We start from the raw sequence: 22,148 nt of genomic DNA, 5'->3' as shown, positions 1-22,148 counted from the left end.
GTTTCTCTTCAGGCCGTGGGAGTTGGTGCAGGGCACACACGCTTGCGGGCTTTCAACCAGGCCTGCGCCAGATCATCCACGTCAGCCTGCAGGGCCGTCCGCTCCCCCGGCAGCCATGGCCGAACCTGACCGGCGTCCACTGCGGCATCCCGAAGTTCCAGCCGACGGCGGGCTTCCAGCCACCTCGCTTTCGTTTCCGCCTCCCTCGACGCTCGCCGCTTCTCCCGCATGCGCACCGAGCCGGCCTTCTCGCTGTATGACCTGATCTGCCCATCGAGTGCAGACGGCCACGGAGTCTCATGGGCGCCACTGCGCCGCTGGCGCACCTGGCGCAAGGTCGGATACTGGGCCTTCCAACTGTTCAAACCGATCCGCTCGCCGTCGGCGGCGTTGTCCGGGCTCAGGTCGATGACCAGGGCGTGGTGCCCGATGAGCTGCCATACAGCGGCTTGAAAAACTTCTCCCGGCACGTCGAAGCCCACCACCTCCACATGCTCCATCCACCGGGCTTGGTGCACCTGGCGCAGCAGCCCAGCGGCATCGTTTCGGGCCGTGAGGGTCCGCTGGCCCGACGGCCATCCAACGAACCATCGGTTCTCATGGCGTTCGACGTATACGACAAAGCGGGGATGCTTCCAGCGTTCCCGTAGGAGGGCCAGCACGGTTCGGTCTTTTGCGTAGGGGCCCGCAGACGTCAGGTGATTGTCCGAGCGGTGCAGCACGGCCACTCGGGCTTCCTTCAGGGCGTTCAGGTGGTCGGCGGGCACCCGGCCTGCCAACTCTTCCCAGGCTAAGAGATCGCGCGCGGCGCGTTCAACCGCACACGCCTTGCAGGCCATCCGCAAATTTGACGGTTCGACGGGGCCGCCCTGGTTGAACGGAACGAGGGGTGACAGACCCCACGACTGCCGCCGGCTCAGGTCGATGGGCGAGCAGCAGAACACACACGTCGGGTTGTCTTGTCGCCGCAGTAGGTCAATGGCCCACCGGGGGTTATCGGCAGCACGGGCGCGGTGTTTCTCCAGCACCCGTTGGGCGAATGCCTGGAAGTCGGAGGTGGTCATGGGGTTGCCTCCAACGAACGGAAAGCGATCCGGAGTGGGGTGTCATAGATGGGGCGCGAGCACCTCATCAGCTCCTTCAATGGATTGACTAAAACGATAAGGCGCGCGGAATTCCCAGCTATGTTTCGGGTTGCAAGGGTGACTGCTCTCGTGTGACTAAAACGACCGGTGCGGTGCATCCAGCGTCCCCAAATTGGTTTGACTAAAACGATTGCCTCACCGGTTTTCGAGCGCAGCGCCGATGGGTTGCGGTGGTCACGGACGAGGGTTGGCCGGCGAGAAGAAACGGGTGGCCGAACGAACGCAACTGGCTTTCCGTGCGAGGGGCCACGGAACGCGAGAGGGGCAGGGGAGCGTGGGGTCTGGTAAGGCATGGCGTGAACGTGGGGAGAGATGAACCGGTGGGGGATGCACCACCAATACCTCTGCACTGGGGAATCGCAAGGGGTGGCGAAAAGCAACGGCAACAGCTTCGCGTCGGTTGAAGCAGTGTCGGCCCAGGCACCGAAGCAGAAGCCTGGAGGGTGTCCTGGACTCGTCATACACATGACGCACTGAAGTGGGTGTGCGCTTCGCGCCCAGAAATCGGCATCACGCCTGGCTAATTCTCAATGCAATCAAGGCCTGACCTTGTCACCAGTCAATGGAGACAGGGTCGGAGCTTGTTAGGGCGTTTCGCCCATGTTTTTCAGGCTCCTGCGGTGGGGCCTTGCCAACTCGCGGATTCCAGGTATCGGTGGAGTAATCCCGAAACGGAGTTACTCGACCCATGGCGTTCGTTCGTCAAAACGTAAACCTCGACCCAGAGCAACTGAAGTTGGCGCGTCGTCTTGCAGGTGAGAGCGGTGTTCCGTTCAACGCATACGTTCGCGATGCAGTGGAGCGCCACAACGCGGGCGTCACTTTGACGGCGGCGCTGGAGAACTCGAACGCCCACCTGGAGCTTCTGCTCGATCAGCTCCGCGAGGAGAACGCAACCCTGCGCCGCTCTCTCCAGCAAGACCACCAACAGCTTCGCGACGAGATGAGGGCCGAGCAGGCCCAAGCCATTCAGAACTACGAAGACGTGCTGCGTCGTGTCCTGACATCGCTCTCCCAACACCCCGCCAGGAGCACCGGTGCGGCCAAGGCGCCCGCACCCAATCCCATGCTCGCCCCCCGCGCCTGACTTCCTCCCCCACGTATAGGAGATCCATCCCATGAAACGTTCCACCCTCCCCATCACCCTTTGCCTGATCGCCTGCCTGCCGATGGCAATGCCGCTGCAGGTCATGGCTCAGTCCAACCCGTCGGAGGCGGTCGCTTCCAGTGAGGAGAAGCCCACGACCGACAAGAGGCGCGTCTTCAAGGCCGGTGGCATCGGCTGCGTCGCCGGCGGCGCCCTGGCTTACCTGACCGGCAAGAAGGACCGAGCCGTTGCCGCATGCGCCGCGGGTGCGGCCGTGGGTGCCACTGCGTCCTACGTGAAGCAGCAGCGTGAGCACGCCCAGGAGGCAGCTGAGGCCGCGCGTGCCGCTGGCATGAAGGCCGAAGTCGTCACGAAGACCGAGACGGTCGAAGGCAAGCAAGAGACGGTGCTGGATTCGCTGCGTTTGAACTACAACCCCGCCGACATGAAGCGTCTGGACAGCGACACCCAGGCGTTCCTGGACAAGTTCGCCGGCTTGCTGACCAAGTCGACCAACGGGCTCACGGTCGTGTTCCAGGGCGCCGACAAGGCCGCCTGCCAGGTGCCCATTGTGGAGCTGGCCAAGCGCGGTGCGCTGTCGAAGGTGACGGTGGACGACCGCTGCGGCAGGGGCGAGCACGTGATCGTCGTCACCCCGGTTCCCGACGTTCGCTGATACCGATTGCCCGGGTGTCTTGCGATACCCGGGCTTCCTTCCCCCATTTCCAGGAGAACCCATGACCCCCGAAGAACTGATCCGCAAGCGGAAGCGCGATGAGCTGTTGAAGCGCGCCAACGCGGCCCAGACCACCGCGCCATCGGTGGAGGATAAGCTGGTGTCCGACAACACCAAGGAAGCCCTTAAAGCCGCCGGTCACTGGGCCGGGGTCATCGGCAAGCGCGCCGCCGAGCTGACCCAGAAGGGGGCGGCTGCCGCAGCGGAGAAGGCAAGGGACGTCAAGGCGACCGTTGACGCCAGACTAGCCAAGGCCGCGGAAGAGCGAGTTGAAGCTACGGAAGAAGGTGGGTCGAGCACCACGACGGTCCAAGCGGCTGAAGTTGAGGTGGCGACAAAGTTCTTGAAGAGCGAACGAGCGGGTTCTCTCGTGACGGACGGAATGGCTCATGACCTTGTGCTTGTTGATGGGGAGGTGTGTGAGGGCAATGCACCCACCGACGAAATGGCATCCGAGGACGTGGTCGAAGCGTTGTCCGTCCAGGAGCCCGCCGCAATTCCCGGCGAAGCAGGTGCGGTTGAGGTGGGCGAAGCGGTTCTCGTCGAAGCCCAGACTGAACAATTGCAGGTTGTGGAAGTGCCTGGATTGGCACCGGAGGTGGGCGCTGTATCGGACCAGCCAGCAGATGGTGTCGAAGAGCCTCAGGTGACCGATGACGTTTCGATTGGGCAGAGCGAGCTGTCTCTCGGTGCTGTTGAGGAGCCTAGTCACTCACCGGACGCCACGGCTCCAGAGGGGCCGCAGGTGTCCCTGCAATCTAGGCTCCACTCTCGTTGGCCCTGGGTCGTGGGTGGCGTGGTGGCGGTGGTATTGGTCGCTGGGGTGCTCTACGCCCTGCAAGAGAAGAACGACCAGCCGCTGCCGAGCGCGTCCGCTCCCGTGGCACCGGTTGCCGCTCCGGTGGTTCCCGAACTGGTGCCCGAGGTGGTGGAAGCTCCCGTGGTCGCGCCCGCGCCAGCAGTGATTCCAGAGCAGGCCAGGCCAGTGTCCACGATCGCGAAACCCGAGCCTGTCGCCGCTCCCACGGCGACGGTGTCCGCGCCGAAAGAGACTCAGCCCAAGCCTTCGCCGAAACGTGCGTCTGCCCCGTTGCCAAAGAATGCCCCCGCACCAGCTGCCGAGCAGAAGAACGATTGGCAGCAGAAGGCGAGCGATGACCTCGACGCTTGGGCGGAGAAATCCGGCATCAAGTGATCCCCCTTGCCAACTCACGGATTCGATCTAGAAAGAAGTGACCTACTCATCATTCAAGGGGGGAACATGTTCCAGTGGCTGTTCACGCAATACCGGGAACCCGGAAAGATCCACTTCGGTTCGAAGTGGATGAACCTTCATGGGCGACTGCTCATTGGTAGCCCGGAGTCGCTGGGCATGGGGCACCTGACGGAAGCCGTGAGGCGTTCGTTCTACTACTTGCGCGCCGATCGCGTGCCGCCGGTTGAAAACGACGCGGCCTACGAGGCCTGGACCAAGGATCGGCTCTACGCGAGCCAGGTGGAGCAGGTGGCTGAGCGCTGGGTAGCCCAGGCGGGCTTCCTGGTGATCGCGCCGTTGTGCGCCGTGCTCGCCGTCCTGTCGCACTGGCTTGGCAACTAAGGGAGGAACAAGACCATGGCATTGAACATCAACATTCTGAGCGCCATCGACTGGACGAGTGGCCTGGGACGCAAGTTCCGCCGCAAGGAAGGCGAGGCCGCAACCATCCGCGAAACCATCATCGTTCAATCGAACGCACAGTTCGAAAACCTGGTGGGGCGCTTCGATCTGAGCGACCGTGTGCGCAGCCGAGTCCTGGACGTTCCTTCAGAGGACACCCAACTGGCTGCCGAGTGCGGCGCCGTGTGGAACGAGGAGAAGAGCGCGTTCTTGGTCCCCGAAGGGAAGAGCGAGGACGACTTTCAGGAGTGGTGGCCCAAGGTCCCAGACGACCTGCGCGACAGCCAATCCCGCATCACTATCACCAAGGACGGCCGCCGGGCTGAAGGCTTCCTCCAGGGCAACGACATGGGGCAGGGCAATGACAGCATTGCCACGCCGCTGATGTATCTAGCGTTCCCCGCGATCGGGGCGCTGACGCTGTTCCTGGTCTCGTGGATCGGCTGGGCGGGCTGGGCCTTCCTGCTGACGAGCATTCCCTACTTCATCGCCCTGAAGCAGGGCGAGAGCATGAAGGAAGCACTCAAAGCGCTGGTGCTCCTCCAGTGGATCCCGATGGGCATGGCGGGCATGTCAAAGTTCAGCGCTCTAGGAGTCGGAGGTGCGGCAGCGGGTTCGGCTGGGCTCCAGGCTTACATGGCTTTCTTCACCAAGGCCGCGGTCATCGGCTTTGGCCTGGTGGGTGTGATCTTCGTGGTCTGCCTGGTGGCCGCCGCTTCCCATCCCCACCGCGGCGTCATCGGCGGCACCGCCGCCCGGTTCATCCAGGCGATGAAGTGGGTGGGCATCATTCTGGGCGCGCTCCTGGTTGCCAAGGTTCTGCCCTGGGGCCTGGGTGATGCTGTGCCTTTCGTGCTGGCCTGCATGTATGCCATGCAGTTCACCGAGGGCAACTTCGTCCAGACCGGTGCTCGCCTCTGCCTGCAGAACAACGACAACAACTTGGGCACCCAAGGGGCCTTGGTCAACTCGCACGTGAAGGCGCGTGAGCAGCAGGCTCAGAACGCGCTGAATGACACGACGCCGCTGATCACGATCGGCCGCGCCACCGGCCATCTCACCGACAAGGGTTACGGCTATTCTCCTGACAAGCGGACGATCATGAGGCTGTCCTTGCGTGACCTGACTCAAGGCCTGATCGTCTTTGGCATGCCCGGAACGGGCAAGTCATACAGCATCCTGCGCCCGATTGCGCGCCGCTATCGGCGGGCGGTAGAGGCCATTGCACGGAAGGCTGGCAAGAAGGGAATGGCGGGTGGTGCACTGATCGCTGATGGAAAGGACGGGGCCATCATCTCCGACCTGGAGGATTTGTTCGACATCGTGGTGAAGCCGGGTCTGGCCGTCGGTCCTTATGAGGGATTGGAGCCGGATCAGATCGTGAAGGCGTTGCGTGGTGCGTCCGGTGGCGTCGTGGATGAAAAGTCCAAGTTGTGGTCCGACGGTGGCGATGCGTTCATCTACCACACCGGAATCATCTTGAAGGCCTTGGTCGAGCACGAGAAAACCTACCGTGCTTGGTGCATGGCCAAGCTCGATGGGTTGGAAGAATCCCAGCTGCTCCTGAAACTCGAAGAGCGCAAGCTCCGCAAACTTGGCCAGAACACCACCGAAGTGGAAGAACGGTTGGCGGAGGTGGTCCAGGAAATGGGTCTCTACTCCTGCGTGGTGGATTCTGATCGTGGCTGGGCCTACACCCCCTTGCACCACGCCAAGCTTCTGTCCAACGTCGAGCGAGTGATTCCCACCGGGACGATCCCCAAGCCCAACCCGAAGATCATGGAAGTGATCAAGTATCTGGGACTGGAAGAGCCGGACAACAGCCTGGATGAAGAAGGGCGTGCGACGCATGCCGCGTATCTGAACGCTTACCGGAAGCGCCAGCAGAACGAGCCGCAAACGATCCACCCGGATCTGAAACGTCCCATGTCGCAGCTTCAGAGCTCCCTGGAGTGGGCGCTGCTGGAAGTTCCGGCCATGAACGCCGAACAACGGCAGTCGTTCACGCTGAACTCCCGTGGTCTGCTGGAGAAGCTGTTGCGGGGTGAGAAGCTGCGCGACGCCAACGACATCCCCTGGCACTCGATCGAGAAGGGTGAGGTGGACGTGTCCAAGGCACTTTATGGCGAGATGGTGGGCCTGTTCCTGCCGCCTACCCAATACGGCGACGCGGGCGAGATGATGATGCGTCTGCTCAAGCAGCGGGTGATGAATGGCATCAAGGCCCGCGGTGCGCACGGTGACAAGTGGCGGCAAGCATTGCCAGGCCAGGTGGAGGTCATGCTGATGATGGATGAGGCCCACCTGTTGCTTACGGCCGACGACACGGACATGTTCTCCATTTCACGCTCGTTGGGCCTGATGCCCGTGTTGGCAACCCAAGGGTTCGAGAGTCTGGAGGATGCATTTGGCAGTCGCACGAAAGCTGAGCTTCTAGCGAACCTCATGCAATCGGTTGGCGCGCTGAGGTGCTCTTTCAACACCGTGGAGTATCTGATCAAGCGGTTCGGCCAAGCCATGCTGACGACCTTCAAGCAAAAGACGCGCGGCATCGACTACAAGGGTGGCCTGGAAAACTACCGTCACTCGGTCCTCAACGATCCGAACCACCCCCATGCGGCCGTCTTCGACAAGATGCGCCTGGAAGGTGCGGGCCGCCTGACCGCCTTGCGTGTGGATCCGGCCACGGGTCGCCGCTGGAGGATCGGCGCGGAGGACGTCATTGGTCAGGACGAGCTGGCCCGTGACATCGACATGCCCACTGGTGGGAAGCGGGAAGTCCAGCCTCTCTTCGGGCCTGAGGAGTATCAGGCCCTGCTGGAGCCCCGCGGCCACGCCATCGTTGCCTTGAACCGCGCCGGTCACAAGCGCATCGACCTGGCCGAGCTGGTTCCGGATCTGGACTGACGGAGAGCGGCAAGGGGGTTCGCCCCCTTGCCAATCCGCCGATTTGATCAACTCTCGATGTATCCCATCCCCACCGGAGAACCCCACATGAGCGACACCCTTACCCAACCCATGGAAACCCTGACCGACCTGCGCACCCTGCGGGCACAGCGCAACGAGAAGCTGTTGGGCGATCGCCCCCCCGTCCAGAAAGAAGAAGCCAGGGCGGCCTACGATCAGTCCGTGGGCAAGGACCAGCAGGCCATTGAGGAGCGCCGGCAGCGGTTGCTGGATTGGGCCGAGAAGGCCAGCCCGGAGCAGATCGAGGCCTTGCAGAAGAAGATTCAGGAGACCGACAAGGCCAGGGCCGAAAGCCAACCCGACAACCAGCACGAACAGGTGGCCTTTCAGACCGTCCAGCAGTGGCGCCAGCAGCGTCAGGGGGAAGAGCAGCGCCCTCCCATGCTGACCCGTGAGCATCGGATGGAGAACGGGCCGGGGCGCTTGGGCTACGCCGAGTATGCCCGCACGGCCCCGAAGGAGGCTGCCTTCATGAAGGAATATGAGAAGAACTTCGACTGGGACAAGCACGAGAAGCAGCGCCAGCGGAACGTCTTCAATCAGTAACTCCGCCCCTTCCGACTAAAGACAAAAATTGCCCGGTTCTTCACAGAATCGGGCTTTTTTGCGACTTGACACCCAGTTCTGGTGTGGTTTCCTGAAGGTGTAAGAAGAGTAGGCCGACCTACTCAAGAACATCCCCATGGAGACCGACATGTTGATTGAAGCCCTCAAAGATTTTGCCTTCGCCCACCTGATTCCGCTGGTGGTGACTGCTTTCGTGCTCATCGCAGCCTTCGCCGCGGCCTTCGCCTTCTACCCGCCCGCCGTGCCCGTGCTGTTCAAGGTGCTCATCATGAGCGTATTTGCTTTCGTAGCAGTGGCATTCGTGGCCCGGAGCTCCTTCAACTGATGAGCAGTTCCTACCGGCGTTGTCGCATCTACCTCCGGCGGAGCCTCCGCCGGTTCGAGGGCGACTCGTTTATGGCCGCTCTTCTTCCGACGATCGTCGTCTACATGTTGGGCTGGATCGTCTTCGGCCCCATCCCGGGTTGACGGACGCGGATTCGTCTTTACAACCATGGGGATGAACCCCCGTGAATCTCTCCAGCACCAATTACTCCCCCTGGGTCTCCACCGAACGGAAGTCCTGGTGGACGCCTTGCTGCGTGAGTTCGGCAACGAGCCGCAGCACGCTTCCGTCGTCCTGGCCCGCGCCCACGCCTTGAGCTTGGCGCCCGTCGAGGGACGACGCGGCGACCTGGTCTGGCAGGTTTGCCACGGCGACGCCGACCGAGCTCCCCAGGTGGATCTCCGGTGGGGGCTTCACCGCTTGACCTTCGATGCTCCCGAGAACGCCTCGACCCTAGACATGGTCCGGGCCTTCGAGCGGCGGTTGGGCGACAAGAACGAGCCCATGGCGTTCAGCGCCATTGCTGATCACGTTTCGCGCCTCACCCCTGCCCAGCACACGGGGCTGTTCCATGACCTGTCCATGGCGGCTGAAGAAGCCGGCGTAGCTCGCGCCGACGCGCAACGACTCCAGGAGCATGGCCTCTGGCAAGCCTGGCTGACGGGCGCCTCCCGAGCGGGCCACGAAGCGGCGCTGTTGGCCTGTATCAGCATGGGCGCCAGCGTGCGCATGCCTGATCCCAACGGGAACACGCCACTTCACCATGCGGCGCGGTTCGGCCACGCCCACCTGGTCACCCCCTTGGTGAAAGCCGGTGCGGACGTCTCGACATTGAACGAGCAGGGCTGGGCACCGCTCCACCTCGCATCGCTCCACAAGCACGCCCGCGTCTGCCTGCAGCTGATGGCCCAGGGCGCTAATCCTGAGCAGCCCGGCTGGCGTGGACGCACCCCCACGCGCATGCACCAGCACCAACACCGGCATGAGCAAGCCCAAGCCTTATGACGCCCTGGGCGAGGTGCCCGGCAACGTCGCCCCTTCGCAACCGGTTCGCTACTGGCACCGCGCTTTGCTGGGCGGTGGGTTCGTGTTCGGGGTGGTCTACGTGGGCGCCATGGGCGTTGCCTGGCTCATCCCCAACCCGGATGGCCAGCTCATCCGCTTCACCGATGCCTTGAAGGGTGGCTTGGTCACTGGCTACCACTTCCTGACCGCCGGAATCTCCGTTCGTGGTCCAGCGCGGGAGTTCATCGAACTGGTGTCCTACCACCACCCCCTGGCCACCTGGACGCGAATTGGTGCGTCACTCCTGCTCGCGGGGTATCTGGCCGTCCGAGTGTTCCTGAAGGAAGCCAAGCCGGTGAGCAACACCTGGCACCTGGCGGGCCCGCAGCTGCTGGAAGGAGTGGAGGCCATTGCCGAGGCAAGGCGACGCTCACTGACGCCGAAAGAAGCAGAGGCAGATCCGTTCGCCTTGTCGTTGCATCCCGACCTGATGTTGTCGAAGAAGCAGTGGGCACGTCACGTGCTCCTCACGGGGTCGGTGGGCTCGGGCAAGAGCGTCATCCTCAAGCACATGCTGGAGCAGCTGGTCAGGATGAAGGCGGCCAAGCTGTTCCTCTACGACATCAAGGGGGATTTCACCTCGATCTTCAAGCGTCCCATCATCGTGTCGCCGTTCGACGCACGGTCCTACGTGTGGGACGTGGCCTCTGACGTGCGCACGCCCACCCAGGCGGCTGCCTTCGCGGCTTCCCTGATTCCTGAAGGAGAGGGCAGCTCGAAGTTCTGGACCATGGCCGCCCAGGATCTCCTCATCGGGTGCGTGCGTGAACTGCAGAACACGCAGCCGGGCACCTGGGGCTTCCCAGAGCTGGCCCAGTTGCTGCGGCGGCCTGCGGCGGTGATGTGCGAGGGCATGCGCCACCACTACCCCCGCGGCGCGGCCTTGGTCGTCAACGCCGAGAGCCAGACCACGGCCAGCGTGCTGTCCACGCTGGGGGGCTTCACCCGCCTCATCGACGATCTGGCCACCGCCTGGCCCAAGGTGGGCCAGCGCCGCTTCTCGATGACCGAGTGGATTCGAGACGACTACACCGGCCGCAAACAGGTCATCGTTCAATCGGGACCCGATCCCACGCTGACCAAGGCCTACATCGCGGCCATGATCAACGTGGCGGTTCCGGATCTCATCGGGCCTGCGCTGCCGGACAACGAAAGCGGGCGGGGGCTCTACTTCGTGTTCGATGAGCTCACCAGCGCTGGACGGTTGAACATCGATCCCTTGTTGGCGTTGGGACGCAGCAAGGGCGTTGTGGCCGTCATGGCGGTCCAGGACCATGCCCAGATCGAATTGGTCTACGGCGACAAGACGGCGCAGGCGTTTTCATCCCTGGTGGGCACCCATGTGGTGTGCCAGGTGCAGATGGGGGTGACCCGCGACAAGCTGGCCAGTCAGCTCGGCAAGCACAAGATCGCCTGGCGTTCGCACGAGGACAAGGCGCAGGTTCATGAAGAGAGCAGGGCGCTGATTTCCAGTGGGGAACTCACCGACCGGCTCGGCTTCCGCATAGGAAAGCGCTATGGGCCGGAGAAGTGGGGCGTCGAGGCGATCGTCCAGATGGGAGGGGACGTGCTGTTGCTCGGATGGCCCGGCAGGAGCTACCCCGAAGTGAGGAAAGGACAGGTGCCTGCCGCATGGACCACCAAGCCCGCTGGGCCTGTTGAAGGGGAGGCGACGCAGTCGGAAACGTTGCCAGGCGGGTCGTTTGCCTTCCCCGTCACCCAGGGGGGGCGTCGAAGACATTCAGCGCGTGCTGGCCATGACCCCCGAAGAAATCGACGCGCTGTTCAAACGCTAATCGTCTTCTTGCCCATCCTGGTCCGAGAAGTCAGTGAGCGTGTCGCAGTTGAGGCAGTGATACATCTGGGCTGGCTCGTTGAAATACATTCCGCAGAAGCAGCCGCAGAAGGGGCAGCATTCCTCGATCTCGAAATCTGCCCACTTGCACACGCCCAAGTATTCTGGAATGCCATCCTTGTCATACCCCACGATCTCGAAGGCGTCAGCGTTCTTGGGGATGAAGCCGCGGTGGCGTTGAAGCTCGGCCAGGACGTCGTCGACCGAAAGCTGAAACCATTCCCCTCTCTTGCGCTTGTTAGCGAATTTCAGATGTAGCGCCCGTTCCAGGGCGTAGTCGTCATGGACATCCAGCCAGCCCATGAGTTCAAGCGCCGTGGGGTTGCCGGTTTGTAGAGCCACCATCCGTCTCGGGATGTCCTTGGACTTCCCCACCTTGGTCAGTTCATGAGATGGATCGACGACGAAATAGACGGCCATGGCGCCCCTTGCGTGTCTGTGGATTTCTGGGACCTTGGATCATCCCACGGTTTCGGAGGCCCCATGATTAACTGCACACGTATCGATGCCCGCGGCCGCAACAAGGGCAACGGCAACATGTTCGACTACATGCTGGCCACCGAGCGCCTGGCCATCGACAGCGCGGTGGCTTACTACGCTGGCAGCGGGCCCGATCCCCGACAGACGATCAATTGGGGCGGCAGCCTCGCCGCCGGACTCGGCCTGGAAGGGCAGGCGGTCACCCGCGAGGTGATGGAACTGCTGGGCAAGGGCTTCTCGCCCACCGGAAGGCCGTTGTGCAAAAACGCGGGTGAGGAACCCCGGCTGGTCATCAAGACGGATCGCTGGGGCAACGTGCGATTGGACAACGACGGCAAGCCGATGGAGAAGTGGGAGGGCGGCCATCGGGTGGGGTTCGATCTGACCATTTCCGCCCCCGGGGATGTGAGCGTGGCGTTTGCGCTGGCGGACGAGCGCGAGAAGCTGGCCATCCTGGAGGCCCACCGCCAGGCCTGCGCCGTGGCCATGGGCTACATCGAGAGCAAGGTGGAAACCCGACGGGAGAAGGGAGGAAAAGAAGTCATCGGAACACAGGGCCTGGTGTGGACCGCGGCCGATCACGTCAGTAACCGGAACGTGGAGCCCGACCTTCACACCCATCACCTGGTCTACGGGATCTCGAAGGGCGAGGACGGCAAATGGGGCACCTTCGACGCCATCGAAATCTACCGTCACAGGCACGCCGCGGATCACCTCTACAAGGCCGAACTCTACGCCGCGATGAAAGCGTTGGGCTATGGGATTCAGCGGGAACGCGAGGTGGATGTGATGGGGTGCGAGACGGGCCAGATTCTCACCACCATTGCCGGCATCGAGCGGGAGCTCGTGCTCCAGACGAAGACCCGCCGCCAGGAAATCCTGGACTACGTCAAAGAACACCCGTCGGCTAGTCACGACGAAGCCTGCAAGGCCACCCGCAAGAAGAAGGAAGAACCGCCGTTCGAGCAGGTGGTCAGGGACTGGAAGCAGACCTTCGCCAACATCGACCAAGAGAACCCGGGGCTGGTGCCCTCCACCCAATCGCTCAAGCAGACCCAAGGTCGTCACCTCGACCCTCATACGTTTGACGAGGTCTTGAAGCGCATGCACGAGAACGAGGCGATGTTCTGCGAACACGACCTGGTCCGCGAACTGGGGATGGAGTTCGCTGGTCAGAAGAGCGCCGGGGAGGTGCTCAGAATGGTGGAAGAGTTCACCCAGCAGGACGACCTGGTGCGCGTGAAAGCCGAACACCTCCACGAAGACGACCGGGGACAACGGTTGGCGCGCAAGCACCGCGAGGACCGATTCGCCGCCACCTGGATGGTCGAATGGGAGGCCGAGATCATCCGGCGCTCGAAGGAGCGGGAGAACGAGACGGACCTGAAGCTTTTCCGCTCCACAGTGGACCGGGAGATCGCCGCGTATGAGAAGCGCAAGGGGTTCACGCTCACCGAGGAGCAGAAGGCCGCCATCGGCCACCTGACCTACGGAACCGCAGGTGTCGGCGTCATGTCGGGATTGGCAGGGACGGGCAAGACCACGGTGGCCGAGGTCTACAAGCAGTGCTTCGAAGCCGAGGGAAAGCAGCTGATGGGACTGGCGGTGGGTGGTAAAGCCGCCAAGAAGCTAGAAGAGGAGTCCGGGATGCCTTGCATGTCGGTGGCGAAGTTCTTCTCCCAGGTGCGGCAGGGCAAGGTGGCCCTGACGAAGAAGGACGTGGTCGTGCTCGACGAAGCCGGCATGGTGGCCACGGGTGACACCCTGAAGCTCATGACCTACTGCCAGTCGGTGGGAGCCAAGCTCATCATGCAGGGGGACAGTGACCAGCTCCAGCCCATCGCCGCGGGCAACGGCTTCGAACTGGCGAAGATGGCCTTGGGCGACACGAAGCTGACCGAGATCCGCCGGCAGAAGAACGGCGGTGACCTGATCACCGCGAACAGTTTCTACGAGCGCGACCACCACGGGAGGGTCAAGGACATCCGCCGCGGGCACCGCAGCCGGCAAGGCTCACTCGATATGGGTGCGGACATCTTGCAGAACCTCCAGGATCGCGGATGCATCGATGACTTCGGCACGGATAAGCAGGCCATCAAGGCGCTGGTAGACGACTACCTGAAAGACCCCACCCCGATGGACGAGAAGTTGGTTCTGGCCCACACACGGGGCGAGGTCACCACGCTCAACATGTCCATCCGGAAAGGGCTGCAGGAGCAGGGGGTGCTGGACAAGGAGGAAGTCACCTTCCGGTCGATCGTGAAGGGACAATGGGAAGACTTGACGCTGTCCCGGCGAGACCGAGTGATGTTCACGGCGACCAACAACGACCTGGGCGTCATCAACGGCACGGAAGGCACCGTGGAAAGCATCCGTAAGGACAAGGCGGGCGGCTACGACCTGGTGGTGCGCATCGAGGCCTCGAACCCGAAGGAGAACGGGCGCCTCGTGCGGTTCAATACGAGCGAGCACAACGCGCTGGCCCACCGGTATGCCATGACCGTCCACAAGTCCCAAGGGCAAGGCAAGGCAGAGATCTACCACCTGGCCACCAACATGGGCATGCTTGACCAACAATCGGCCTTGGTGGCGTTCACGCGCCTGACCAAGGGCAGCTACCGAATGTATACGACGGACGACGTCATGGAGCGTATGACCGAACGCCTGGGCACCGAACGCCATAAGGAGATGGCGCTGAGCGTAGGTCTATCCGAGACCCAGGCCGCTCCCGTGCGCAACCTGGTCCGGGACGTGGAAGAACTGCTGGCGGGGTTGAAGCCGAAACCCCAGGTGCCGGTGGAAAAGCAGAAAGGGCCCGTGCTTACCCTATGACGCGGCGGGCCAGCAGCAAGAGGCTGGCTCCCACGAGAATCCACGGCCACCACCGGATGCGTTCCGAGGGACGCCTGCTTGGCGTGCCCAAGGTCCATCGGCACTGGAGGGCCAGCCATCGCACGTGTGGCGTCGCTCGACGGTGGGGGTTAATGACGATCCCCGGGGGCTTGGCGTAGACGCGCCAGCCTTCCTTCGACGCCCTCACTCGCCAGGCCTGTTCGTGTGCTTCGGCTTCCGCTCGGGTGGCCGTCACCACGTTCAGCACATGAAACTGGAAGGGGCGGTGCCAGCCGCCTTGGCGCGAGCGGTGCTGTTTCTCCCGCTGATTCGGATTCGAGCTCTGGCCGATGTAGCAGCCCCCGTCGTCGAACAACAGGGCGTAAAGGGTGCGGGGCAGGGCGTGATACTTCTCGCTCCGGCCGAGTTTGTGGCGGTGGGTCATGCTCTATCCGTGAGTGAAGCGACCCACTCACGAATAGATCAGATTCGAGGACTGGCAACCCCTTGCGCGTTCCCCGTGGCGATCTACCGTGGCTTATCGACCTCGAGATGGAACAGCCATGGACAACCGATGGATGCGCGCGGCCCGCGTGGGCGACACCGACGAACTGAGCCAACTCCTGGAGACAGGCATGGATCCTGGCCGCTATGTGATGGTCGATCAGGGCATGGTGTCCCAGATGGCTGAGCAGGTGACGGCGCTCCACCTGGCCGCATTCGGGGGCCACCTCGATGCCTGCCGATTGCTCCTGGCCAATGGCGCGGAAGTGGATGCCCTGACGTTGCCCTTGGAGCGCAGGGAGGGCGGAGACACGCCGCTGATGCGCGCCGTCTGGGGTCGCTCGCTCGCGGTGGCCGAATTGCTGTTGGAGGCTGGGGCGGACGTGGACGACGTCGACGGAATGACGGGGGACGCGCCGTTGCTGGCCGCGGCTCGCTCGGGCCAGCCGTCCATGTGCCAGTTGCTCCTGGGGCACGGCGCGGACCTGGAAACATTCAACCAGGATGGCGAGGGCGCCATGGACCTCGCCGACGATTCGGAAACGCTGGAAGTGCTTCAAGCCTGGCGAGCGTCCAAGAAGGCGGAGCGCTTGGCACAAGCGTGGGCGATGCCGCCTCCTGAGCCAGCGACCCGAGCTCGGCTATAAACGCTTAAAAGAAAAGCCCGGGACCAGCCCGGGCTCTTCGTTTGGGTCAGCAGGGAGCGGGGCTCACCGTTCGCTGACCTGGTGTTGCTGGAGGAGCGCCCCTGCTCCCATCCCAACGGTCGTGTTGTAAATCACATCCAGAACGGCGCCTATAACGTTCTTGAATGTCTTGCCCTTGTTGCCATTACCTGTATTGCTTGAACGGTTTGCTTTCTTCATGACGTATTCCTTCGTGTTGTCATTGTTGTTGCGGGTGTCACCATTCCTGTTTCGGTTGAAGAACCATCCCTTGGTGAGAGCCAAGGCGATGGCGGCTATCGGCGCTACGACCATCGTGATGGGTAGGGAATTGAACCCCCACCCCTCTGCGAAATTGTTGGGGCCGATTATACGCCCCTCGTGCCCGGAATGCAACTGTAAGTGCTTGTAAATTATAGCAATTCAATTAAAATCCAGCAGGCACGAACAAGGGCCCCGAAGGGCCCCTGCCGAGACGGATCACCTCCTTTTTATCGACCCAAACGAATGGAAATCCCGACCCCGCCCATGGGCTTGGTCTTGCCGCTGCCGAAGGACACGCCGGCACTGACGTTGACGCGTTCCGTCAGGCGGGTGGACCAACCCACGGCGATGGCGGCTTCGTTGCCGTAGAAGCCGACGCCGGCACCGATGGCGACTTCACCAACGGCCAGGCCGTAAGGGCCACCGGCCGCTGCCATCTGGGCCATCGCGGCAGTCTGGGCACCAAGGCCGTTGATGCGCTTGTCGGTGTGGTCAAGGCGACGATCAATCTCGATCCACCGGTCATCCAGCGATTGCTGGAGGTTCCACAGTTGCCCACCGTTGACGGCATCCGTGGAGCCTTGCGTTACTCGGCCGTCGGCCACCTGGGTCACCTGCCGGTAGCCCATAGCCACCTGGTTGGATCCCGTGGTGCGGGTGTTGGCGCCGATGGCCACCGAGTTGGTGTGCGTGGCGCTGGCGTTCACACCGAGAGCCGTTCCATTCACCCCAGCCGCCGAGCCAGCGCCCACCGCGGTGCCGTTTCGCTGAGCAACCGTCGCAGAGCCGACAGCAGTAGCGTTGTCCTGCTGGGCCTGCGCGTTGTTGCCGAAGGCAGACGAGGCGCGACCGGAAGCCTGGGCGTTCGGGCCCACAGCGGTGCTGACGTGACCGGTGGCCGAAGATCCGGCGCCGGCTGCCAGGCTTCCGTTGCGCGCGGTGGCTTGCTTGCCCACGGCAGTGGAGAAGGTTCCCTCTGCAATCGCATCCTCACCGATCGCAGTTGTGGCTGGGCCATGCGCGTTGGCGTTTCGACCCACGGCGATGGCACCAGAGTTATTGTCCCCAGGGTTGGTGTCGGGGTTCGCGACGGCGTTCTCGCCGATGGCGATGCTGCCACTTCCTTCCGCAGACGCGTATCGACCTGCGGCAACGCTGCCCAGTCCGTCAGCGTCCACTTGCGCGTTGTCTGAGCCGTCGTTGTTCCCGTTGGCCTGGAAGTAGCGGTTGGACCCAGTGCCCTGTCCATCCTGGCCATCGACGCCATCGCGCCCGTCTTGCCCGGCGGGACCTTGGGGACCCTCTTGACCATCCACTCCGTCACGCCCTTCCTGACCATTGGCGCCGGCAGGGCCTTGCGGGCCCACATCGCCGCGATCGCCCTTGTCGCCGTTCAGTGAGGCCAGCCAGTCGGCTTCCGTTCCCGTGAAGCCATTGGAAACGGCGACCTGGTAGGCGCTGGCACCGGCAGGACCGGCCGGACCCTGCGCGCCGCCGCCCGGGTTCTGCTCAAGGGTATGGAGGCGGCCGTCGAGGTCGTAGATGGCGGCGGTCACGTTGGTGTGCGTGTTGCCGCTCGACAAGGTGATGGTTGGCGGGACGAACACTCCGTTGACGAAGCCCGCACCGCCCCCGATGGCCCCGGCCATGGTGCGCAGCTGGCCAACCGAGGCAGCGTCGGTGTCGTTGATCCCGTTGGCGAGATTCGTCACGCGGCGATAGATGCCATATCCCACGTTGCCAACGCTGACCTCATCCGAATTCGTGCATTCACTGGAGGCGCCCAGGGCAACGCAACCATCGGCGTCTGCCTTCGACATCGCTCCAATGGCTGTGCCGCGAGCACCGGCAGCTGCAGCGCCAGACCCAATGGCGGCGCCGAAGGTCCCGGACACGGAGGTGTTGGAGCCGATGGCGGTCCCGCTGTCCGAGGCGGAAGCGCCTGCGCCAAAGGCAGAAGAGTTAACGCCCGTCGATTCTGCTCTCGCACCCACTGCGGTTGCACTCGGCCCGTTCGCGTGGCTCATGTAGCCCACCGAGGTGGTGCTGCAGCCCTGGGAAGTGGCTTCGTTGCCAACCGCGGTAGCCCCCACACAGGGGTTGCCATCGATCGTGCCGCCATCCGCGAGGGCTCGGGCACCAATGGCCGTGGAGAGGTCCGTGACCGCATTGGCGCCGTCGCCCACAGCAGTGGTTTCGAGGGCGGTCGCGTTGGCGTTGTTGCCAACCTGGACTTGCGCCATCGCTGTGCCCGAGAACAGGCAGGCGAGTAGCGCGATGTGAATGAGAGAGCGTTTCATGGTGGCGAGTCCTCCGATACGAGTAGGGGTGTCTACTCACGAGTAACACGCAGCGGGAAACGCGCAAGGGGGGGGTAGAAGAGCTTCCCGACCCGACTACGGGACCGACAGGAGACCTCATCGGGCCGGGAAGCAGCAGGCAAGGAGAAGGCCTGCCACTTCTTTTCTATACAAGGATTTCGGATTGGCAAGGGGTCTTGCGCGTTTCCGATTTTCCTTTTGCATGAAGAGTAGACCCTTGTGAGTAAGGAGGCCTACTCATGTATTTATGCTTCATCAAGGCGCTGCTGGCGTCTGTCCTATTCTTCGTTGTCACCGTGCCGGCGCATGCCCACGTTCCCACCGACTCGCTCGCCGATGTCCACGGCAAAAAGCCGGGGCTGTTCAAGCGGCTGTTCCACCGCCACAAGGACGCCCCGCAATGGGACGGCGTCCATCCTGACCTTCGGGCCAAGCTGGAACGGATTCAGCAGCAGATGAAAGAGGAGGGCTATGACCTGCGCCTGGCCGAGGGCTACCGGTCGGAGGAACGCCAGGCCGAACTCCTGGCCAGCCAGAAGGGCGTGACCCAGGTTGGCCCTGGTCGCAGTTGCCACAACCATGGCTTCGCCGCGGACATGGTCATCTACAAGCGGGGGCGACCCAGCTGGAACCTCAAGAACGACCACGTTCGCCAAGGCTACGAGCGCTATGGGGAGCTGGCCCAAGCGGCTGGGCTCCGGTGGGGTGGGGCTTGGACCGACTTCAAGGACATGCCCCACGTCGAGCTGCGGGCGCCCTGCCTTCTGGCTATTCGTTCTTATAGGGTGGTGCAGGAGGTGAGGGTGGCGGCCGTGGTGCCCGAGCCCTTGCCACCGCTCTGGCCAGGCCTGGAACCGCTGGCCATCACACCAGTTGAGGTGTGCGAGGGTTTCGTGTGCCGGAGTCAGCTGGAGTGGAACCTGTCCACTTCGATGATGGGCTGGAGCGCGTGGTGGTCGTGGACGATGCCCGTGTTCGAGGAGCCTCAGCAGTGCCCGGTGAGCAACGATTTCAGGACGCCGTGGCGGGCTTGATTGTGTTGCGATGGTGTTGCGACGGGAGTTCCAGATTATTCGCAAGGCCTAGAAAAATGCAGAAAACAGGGGAAATAAGAGTTTTATCTGAACATGCGCCAATGATGCTTCATCAACGGGGTATGTTCGGGCTTCTTCTCGGTCACGCGGGTTCCACTTCCATTGCCGGGCAGGGGGCTGCCACAAAGGCAACATTGTAGGGGCTGACCCGTCGCAGCACGAACCGTCGGCGTGGGAACTAACCGTGCCTGGCTGTCGCTCCCCTGCCGGCCTGCAGCATCCGCTGGCGGAAGAAGGGATACAGGGCCGCGCTGAACAGGACCGCGACGGTGGCATAGGCCAGCAACTGGGCGTCTGCGCCGAGCAGAGCGTAGAGGCAGTAAACGACCGCTGCGGCGGCGGTGGACAGGCAGGCGGCGCGCATCCATCCCTGTTCACCGCGCTCCAGCGTGGAACAGATCAGTGCACCCGCCGAGAACAGATAGGGGATGATGGTCAGCAATACGGCGATGTTGGTCAGCTGATCAAATTGGCGGGCCAGGGTAGGCGAGGAGGTGGCCAGCAGCAGCGCGCTCATCAGTACCGCCACGATCATCAGGCCGGCGCCGGGCATGCCGTGCTTGTTGAGTCGGCAGAACACCCGGGGGAACAGGCCGTCCTCGGCTGCCGCCTTCGCCGATTGGCCGACCAGCAGCATCCAGCCGCCCAGCGCGCCGGCCGATTTGAGGATCGCGCACAATGCGATCACCAGCATGCCCCAGGGGCCGATCATCAACTGCGCGACATCGGCAAAGGGTGCCGAGGAGTCGCGCAGCTGTGCCATTGGCACGATGCCCATGATCACCAGCGAGCAGCTGATGTAGATCACTGCCGCCAGCGCCAAGCCAAGCAGGGTGGCCAGTGGGATGTTGCGTTTGGGGTTGTCGATCACATCGGCCGATACCGCCGCGCTTTCCACTCCCATGAATGCCCACAAGGCGATGGAGGCACTGCGGGAGATGGCGGCGCTGTCCCCCATGCCGCTGACGTTCCAGCCGGCGCTGAACAGTGCTGGATCGAACCACCACCAACCGAACACGGCGATGCCCAGTATCGGGATCAGGGCCAGCAGCAAGGTGCCGGTCTCCAGCGCGCCGATCCAGCGGGCACCGCGTGCATTGGCCAGGCTCAGCAGCCAGATCACGGCGAGGGTGAAGCCCAATCGCGGATAGACGTCCTGCAGCCACGGCCACAAGTGGCTCAGGTAGCCGGTTACCACCAGGGCGATGGCGACATTGCCGATCCAGTTGCCGAACCAATAGGCGTAATTGCTGACAAAGCCGATGTAATTGCCGAAGGCGTCGCGCGCGTAGGCATAGGGGCCGCCGGGCTGCGGATCGAGTTGTGACAGGCGGGCGAACACCAGCCCCAGGGCGATGGCGCCAGCGGTGGCGATCAGCCAGCCCAACGAGGAGATGCTGCCGACGGTGGCCAGATTGGCCGGCAGCAGGAATACCCCGGTGCCGATCATGTTGCCTGCGACCAGCATGGTCGCCATGGTCAGGCCCATCTTCTTCGGGGTGGGTGAGCTCATGTCCAGGCCGGGTCGGAAGTGAAGTCGATGGTCAGCCAGAAGCGTCCCGAGCGTGCATCCAGCTGGGATGCGATTTCATCGCGCAGACGGTCGACATCACCGATGCAGCCGAGCTGGGTATCGGGCCTGGTCAGGATATGGATTTCGACAAACTGCATGCGGCCGATCTTGGCGACGTGGCTGGTGAAGCCTTCGAAGTGATGCCTGGCGACGAACGCCTGCATCACCTGTTGCACGAGTTGGTCCAGTTCGCTGGGGGCTACCTGCAGGACTTCGCGCGCGGCTTTCCATGCGCCAAGCAAGGGCACTGGTAGCGTCGCCAAAGCGATACAGGCCAGCACCAAGGGGTCAAGGTAGGGAATCCAGTGCTCATGCGCGCCACCGTGCAATGCCAGTGCAATGACGAACGAGAGCACCACGGCAAGGCTCATCAATCCGGTCAGCAGCCAGGCGCGTGCGTCCAGACGCAGCAGGCCGGATTGCAGTCGCCGTGCATGGCGGCCAATCCATATGGCCATTGCCAGGTCCACCACCGCCAGTAAGCCGGCCCAGATCAGGCCAGGGCCAACCCGGGTTTCGTGGCCGCCATCGCTGAAGCCGATGACCGCATTGGCCAGCGCATAGATGCAGGCCAGGCTGAGAATGGCGCCGCCCAGCGCCTCGACCATCGGCTCCAGATGCCAGAAACCGTATTGGAAGCGCGGACTCTGTTCGCGGGCCATCAGCCGCAGCACGGCCAGAGCTACCAGCGTCAACGCCACATCCACGAGGCTGTAGATGCCATCGAACAGGATGGCCTGCGAGCGGGCGAGCATGCCACCAAAGAAGCCGATCGCAGCGACCAGCACGGTCGCCGCGATGGAAAGTTTCAATACGCGTTGTTCCTGGCGGGTGCTGGTCATCTGGTTGGTCGGCGGCCCGATAGCAATGTAAGGGGAGCTAGGCTCTAAAAGCCCCTCTCCCGTTTACGGGAGAGGGGTTGGGGCGAGGGCGCTTTGAGAGCACGTGGCGCAGATTTTGATCTGAGCAGAGCAGAGCGGAGCCAAAGCCAAGGCCAAAGTGCAGGGAGCC

At 63.1% G+C, this 22,148-nt stretch carries 18 protein-coding genes and 1 pseudogene; 12 read left to right on the top strand and 7 right to left on the bottom strand.

Features of this window, described 5'->3' with window-relative positions; translation table 11 throughout:
* Positions 1-8 precede the first annotated feature (8 nt).
* Positions 9-1,064, bottom strand: coding sequence for a hypothetical protein (locus ACVOLQ_RS03545; RefSeq protein WP_481527089.1), 1,056 nt, complete (start codon positions 1,062-1,064; stop codon positions 9-11).
* A 769-nt stretch (positions 1,065-1,833) separates the two neighbouring features.
* On the opposite strand from ACVOLQ_RS03545, the gene ACVOLQ_RS03540 reads away from it, so the two are divergent.
* The 9 genes and pseudogenes from ACVOLQ_RS03540 to ACVOLQ_RS03500 all read left to right on the top strand — a co-directional run.
* The gene (locus ACVOLQ_RS03540) at positions 1,834-2,232 is read left to right on the top strand and encodes a hypothetical protein (RefSeq protein ID WP_481527088.1); all 399 of its coding nucleotides are present in this window, start codon (positions 1,834-1,836) and stop codon (positions 2,230-2,232) included.
* 31 nt (positions 2,233-2,263) lie between these two features.
* Positions 2,264-2,908 (top strand): hypothetical protein, encoded by a 645-nt coding sequence (locus tag ACVOLQ_RS03535; RefSeq protein WP_481527087.1) that lies wholly within the window; start codon positions 2,264-2,266, stop codon positions 2,906-2,908.
* Positions 2,909-2,969: 61 nt separating this feature from the next.
* Positions 2,970-4,163 (top strand): hypothetical protein, encoded by a 1,194-nt coding sequence (locus tag ACVOLQ_RS03530; RefSeq protein ID WP_481527086.1) that lies wholly within the window; start codon positions 2,970-2,972, stop codon positions 4,161-4,163.
* Between the two features lie 66 nt (positions 4,164-4,229).
* Entirely contained in the window at positions 4,230-4,565 is a 336-nt protein-coding gene (locus ACVOLQ_RS03525; protein ID WP_481527085.1) for a hypothetical protein, read from the top strand.
* A 15-nt stretch (positions 4,566-4,580) separates the two neighbouring features.
* Positions 4,581-7,532 (top strand): TraM recognition domain-containing protein, encoded by a 2,952-nt coding sequence (locus ACVOLQ_RS03520; RefSeq protein ID WP_481527084.1) that lies wholly within the window; start codon positions 4,581-4,583, stop codon positions 7,530-7,532.
* Positions 7,533-7,643: 111 nt separating this feature from the next.
* Positions 7,644-8,138: a hypothetical protein gene (locus tag ACVOLQ_RS03515; RefSeq protein ID WP_481527083.1), complete on the top strand. Its 495-nt coding sequence runs from the start codon at positions 7,644-7,646 to the stop codon at positions 8,136-8,138.
* Positions 8,139-8,286: 148 nt separating this feature from the next.
* Positions 8,287-8,484, top strand: coding sequence for a hypothetical protein (locus ACVOLQ_RS03510; RefSeq protein WP_481527082.1), 198 nt, complete (start codon positions 8,287-8,289; stop codon positions 8,482-8,484).
* A gap of 240 nt (positions 8,485-8,724) precedes the next feature.
* Positions 8,725-9,489, top strand: a complete 765-nt coding sequence (locus ACVOLQ_RS03505; RefSeq protein ID WP_481527081.1) for an ankyrin repeat domain-containing protein — start codon at positions 8,725-8,727, stop codon at positions 9,487-9,489.
* Positions 9,467-10,948: pseudogene (locus ACVOLQ_RS03500) on the top strand (helicase HerA-like domain-containing protein); the annotation flags it as partial. The gene ACVOLQ_RS03505 and the pseudogene ACVOLQ_RS03500, both read left to right, overlap by 23 nt.
* Before the next feature lie 393 nt (positions 10,949-11,341).
* On the opposite strand, the gene ACVOLQ_RS03495 reads toward ACVOLQ_RS03500, so the two are convergent.
* Positions 11,342-11,824, bottom strand: coding sequence for a GIY-YIG nuclease family protein (locus ACVOLQ_RS03495; RefSeq protein ID WP_481527080.1), 483 nt, complete (start codon positions 11,822-11,824; stop codon positions 11,342-11,344).
* Positions 11,825-11,887: 63 nt separating this feature from the next.
* On the opposite strand from ACVOLQ_RS03495, the gene mobF reads away from it, so the two are divergent.
* On the top strand, positions 11,888-14,716 hold the full coding sequence (mobF, locus tag ACVOLQ_RS03490; protein WP_481527079.1) for a MobF family relaxase: 2,829 nt from the start codon (positions 11,888-11,890) through the stop codon (positions 14,714-14,716).
* On the opposite strand, the gene ACVOLQ_RS03485 is transcribed toward mobF, so the two are convergent.
* Positions 14,706-15,161, bottom strand: coding sequence for a GIY-YIG nuclease family protein (locus tag ACVOLQ_RS03485; protein ID WP_481527078.1), 456 nt, complete (start codon positions 15,159-15,161; stop codon positions 14,706-14,708). The two genes, mobF and ACVOLQ_RS03485, sit on opposite strands and share 11 nt — an antisense overlap.
* A 118-nt stretch (positions 15,162-15,279) precedes the next feature.
* On the opposite strand from ACVOLQ_RS03485, the gene ACVOLQ_RS03480 reads away from it, so the two are divergent.
* Positions 15,280-15,867, top strand: a complete 588-nt coding sequence (locus tag ACVOLQ_RS03480; protein WP_481527077.1) for an ankyrin repeat domain-containing protein — start codon at positions 15,280-15,282, stop codon at positions 15,865-15,867.
* Between the two features lie 63 nt (positions 15,868-15,930).
* Here ACVOLQ_RS03480 and ACVOLQ_RS03475 read toward each other — a convergent pair whose 3' ends face one another.
* Together ACVOLQ_RS03475 and ACVOLQ_RS03470 are read right to left on the bottom strand one after the other, a co-directional pair.
* Complete coding sequence (locus ACVOLQ_RS03475) at positions 15,931-16,086, bottom strand: hypothetical protein (RefSeq protein ID WP_481527076.1); 156 nt, start codon at positions 16,084-16,086, stop codon at positions 15,931-15,933.
* 290 nt (positions 16,087-16,376) lie between these two features.
* Positions 16,377-18,449, bottom strand: coding sequence for a YadA-like family protein (locus ACVOLQ_RS03470; protein ID WP_481527075.1), 2,073 nt, complete (start codon positions 18,447-18,449; stop codon positions 16,377-16,379).
* A 260-nt stretch (positions 18,450-18,709) separates the two neighbouring features.
* On the opposite strand from ACVOLQ_RS03470, the gene ACVOLQ_RS03465 reads away from it, so the two are divergent.
* Positions 18,710-19,504, top strand: a complete 795-nt coding sequence (locus ACVOLQ_RS03465; protein ID WP_481527074.1) for a M15 family metallopeptidase — start codon at positions 18,710-18,712, stop codon at positions 19,502-19,504.
* Positions 19,505-19,742: 238 nt separating this feature from the next.
* Here the strand turns inward: ACVOLQ_RS03465 and ACVOLQ_RS03460 are convergent, their stop codons facing one another.
* Positions 19,743-21,077 (bottom strand): amino acid permease, encoded by a 1,335-nt coding sequence (locus ACVOLQ_RS03460; protein ID WP_481527073.1) that lies wholly within the window; start codon positions 21,075-21,077, stop codon positions 19,743-19,745.
* A complete protein-coding gene (locus tag ACVOLQ_RS03455) occupies positions 21,074-21,979 on the bottom strand; it encodes a cation diffusion facilitator family transporter (protein WP_481527072.1) in 906 nt (301 codons plus the stop codon). Before ACVOLQ_RS03455 ends, ACVOLQ_RS03460 begins: the two co-directional genes overlap by 4 nt.
* Between the last annotated feature and the right edge of the window lie 169 nt (positions 21,980-22,148).

Source organism: Stenotrophomonas sp. STEN031 (genome assembly GCF_056759975.1).
This window is presented reverse-complemented; position numbering and strand designations above follow the sequence as displayed.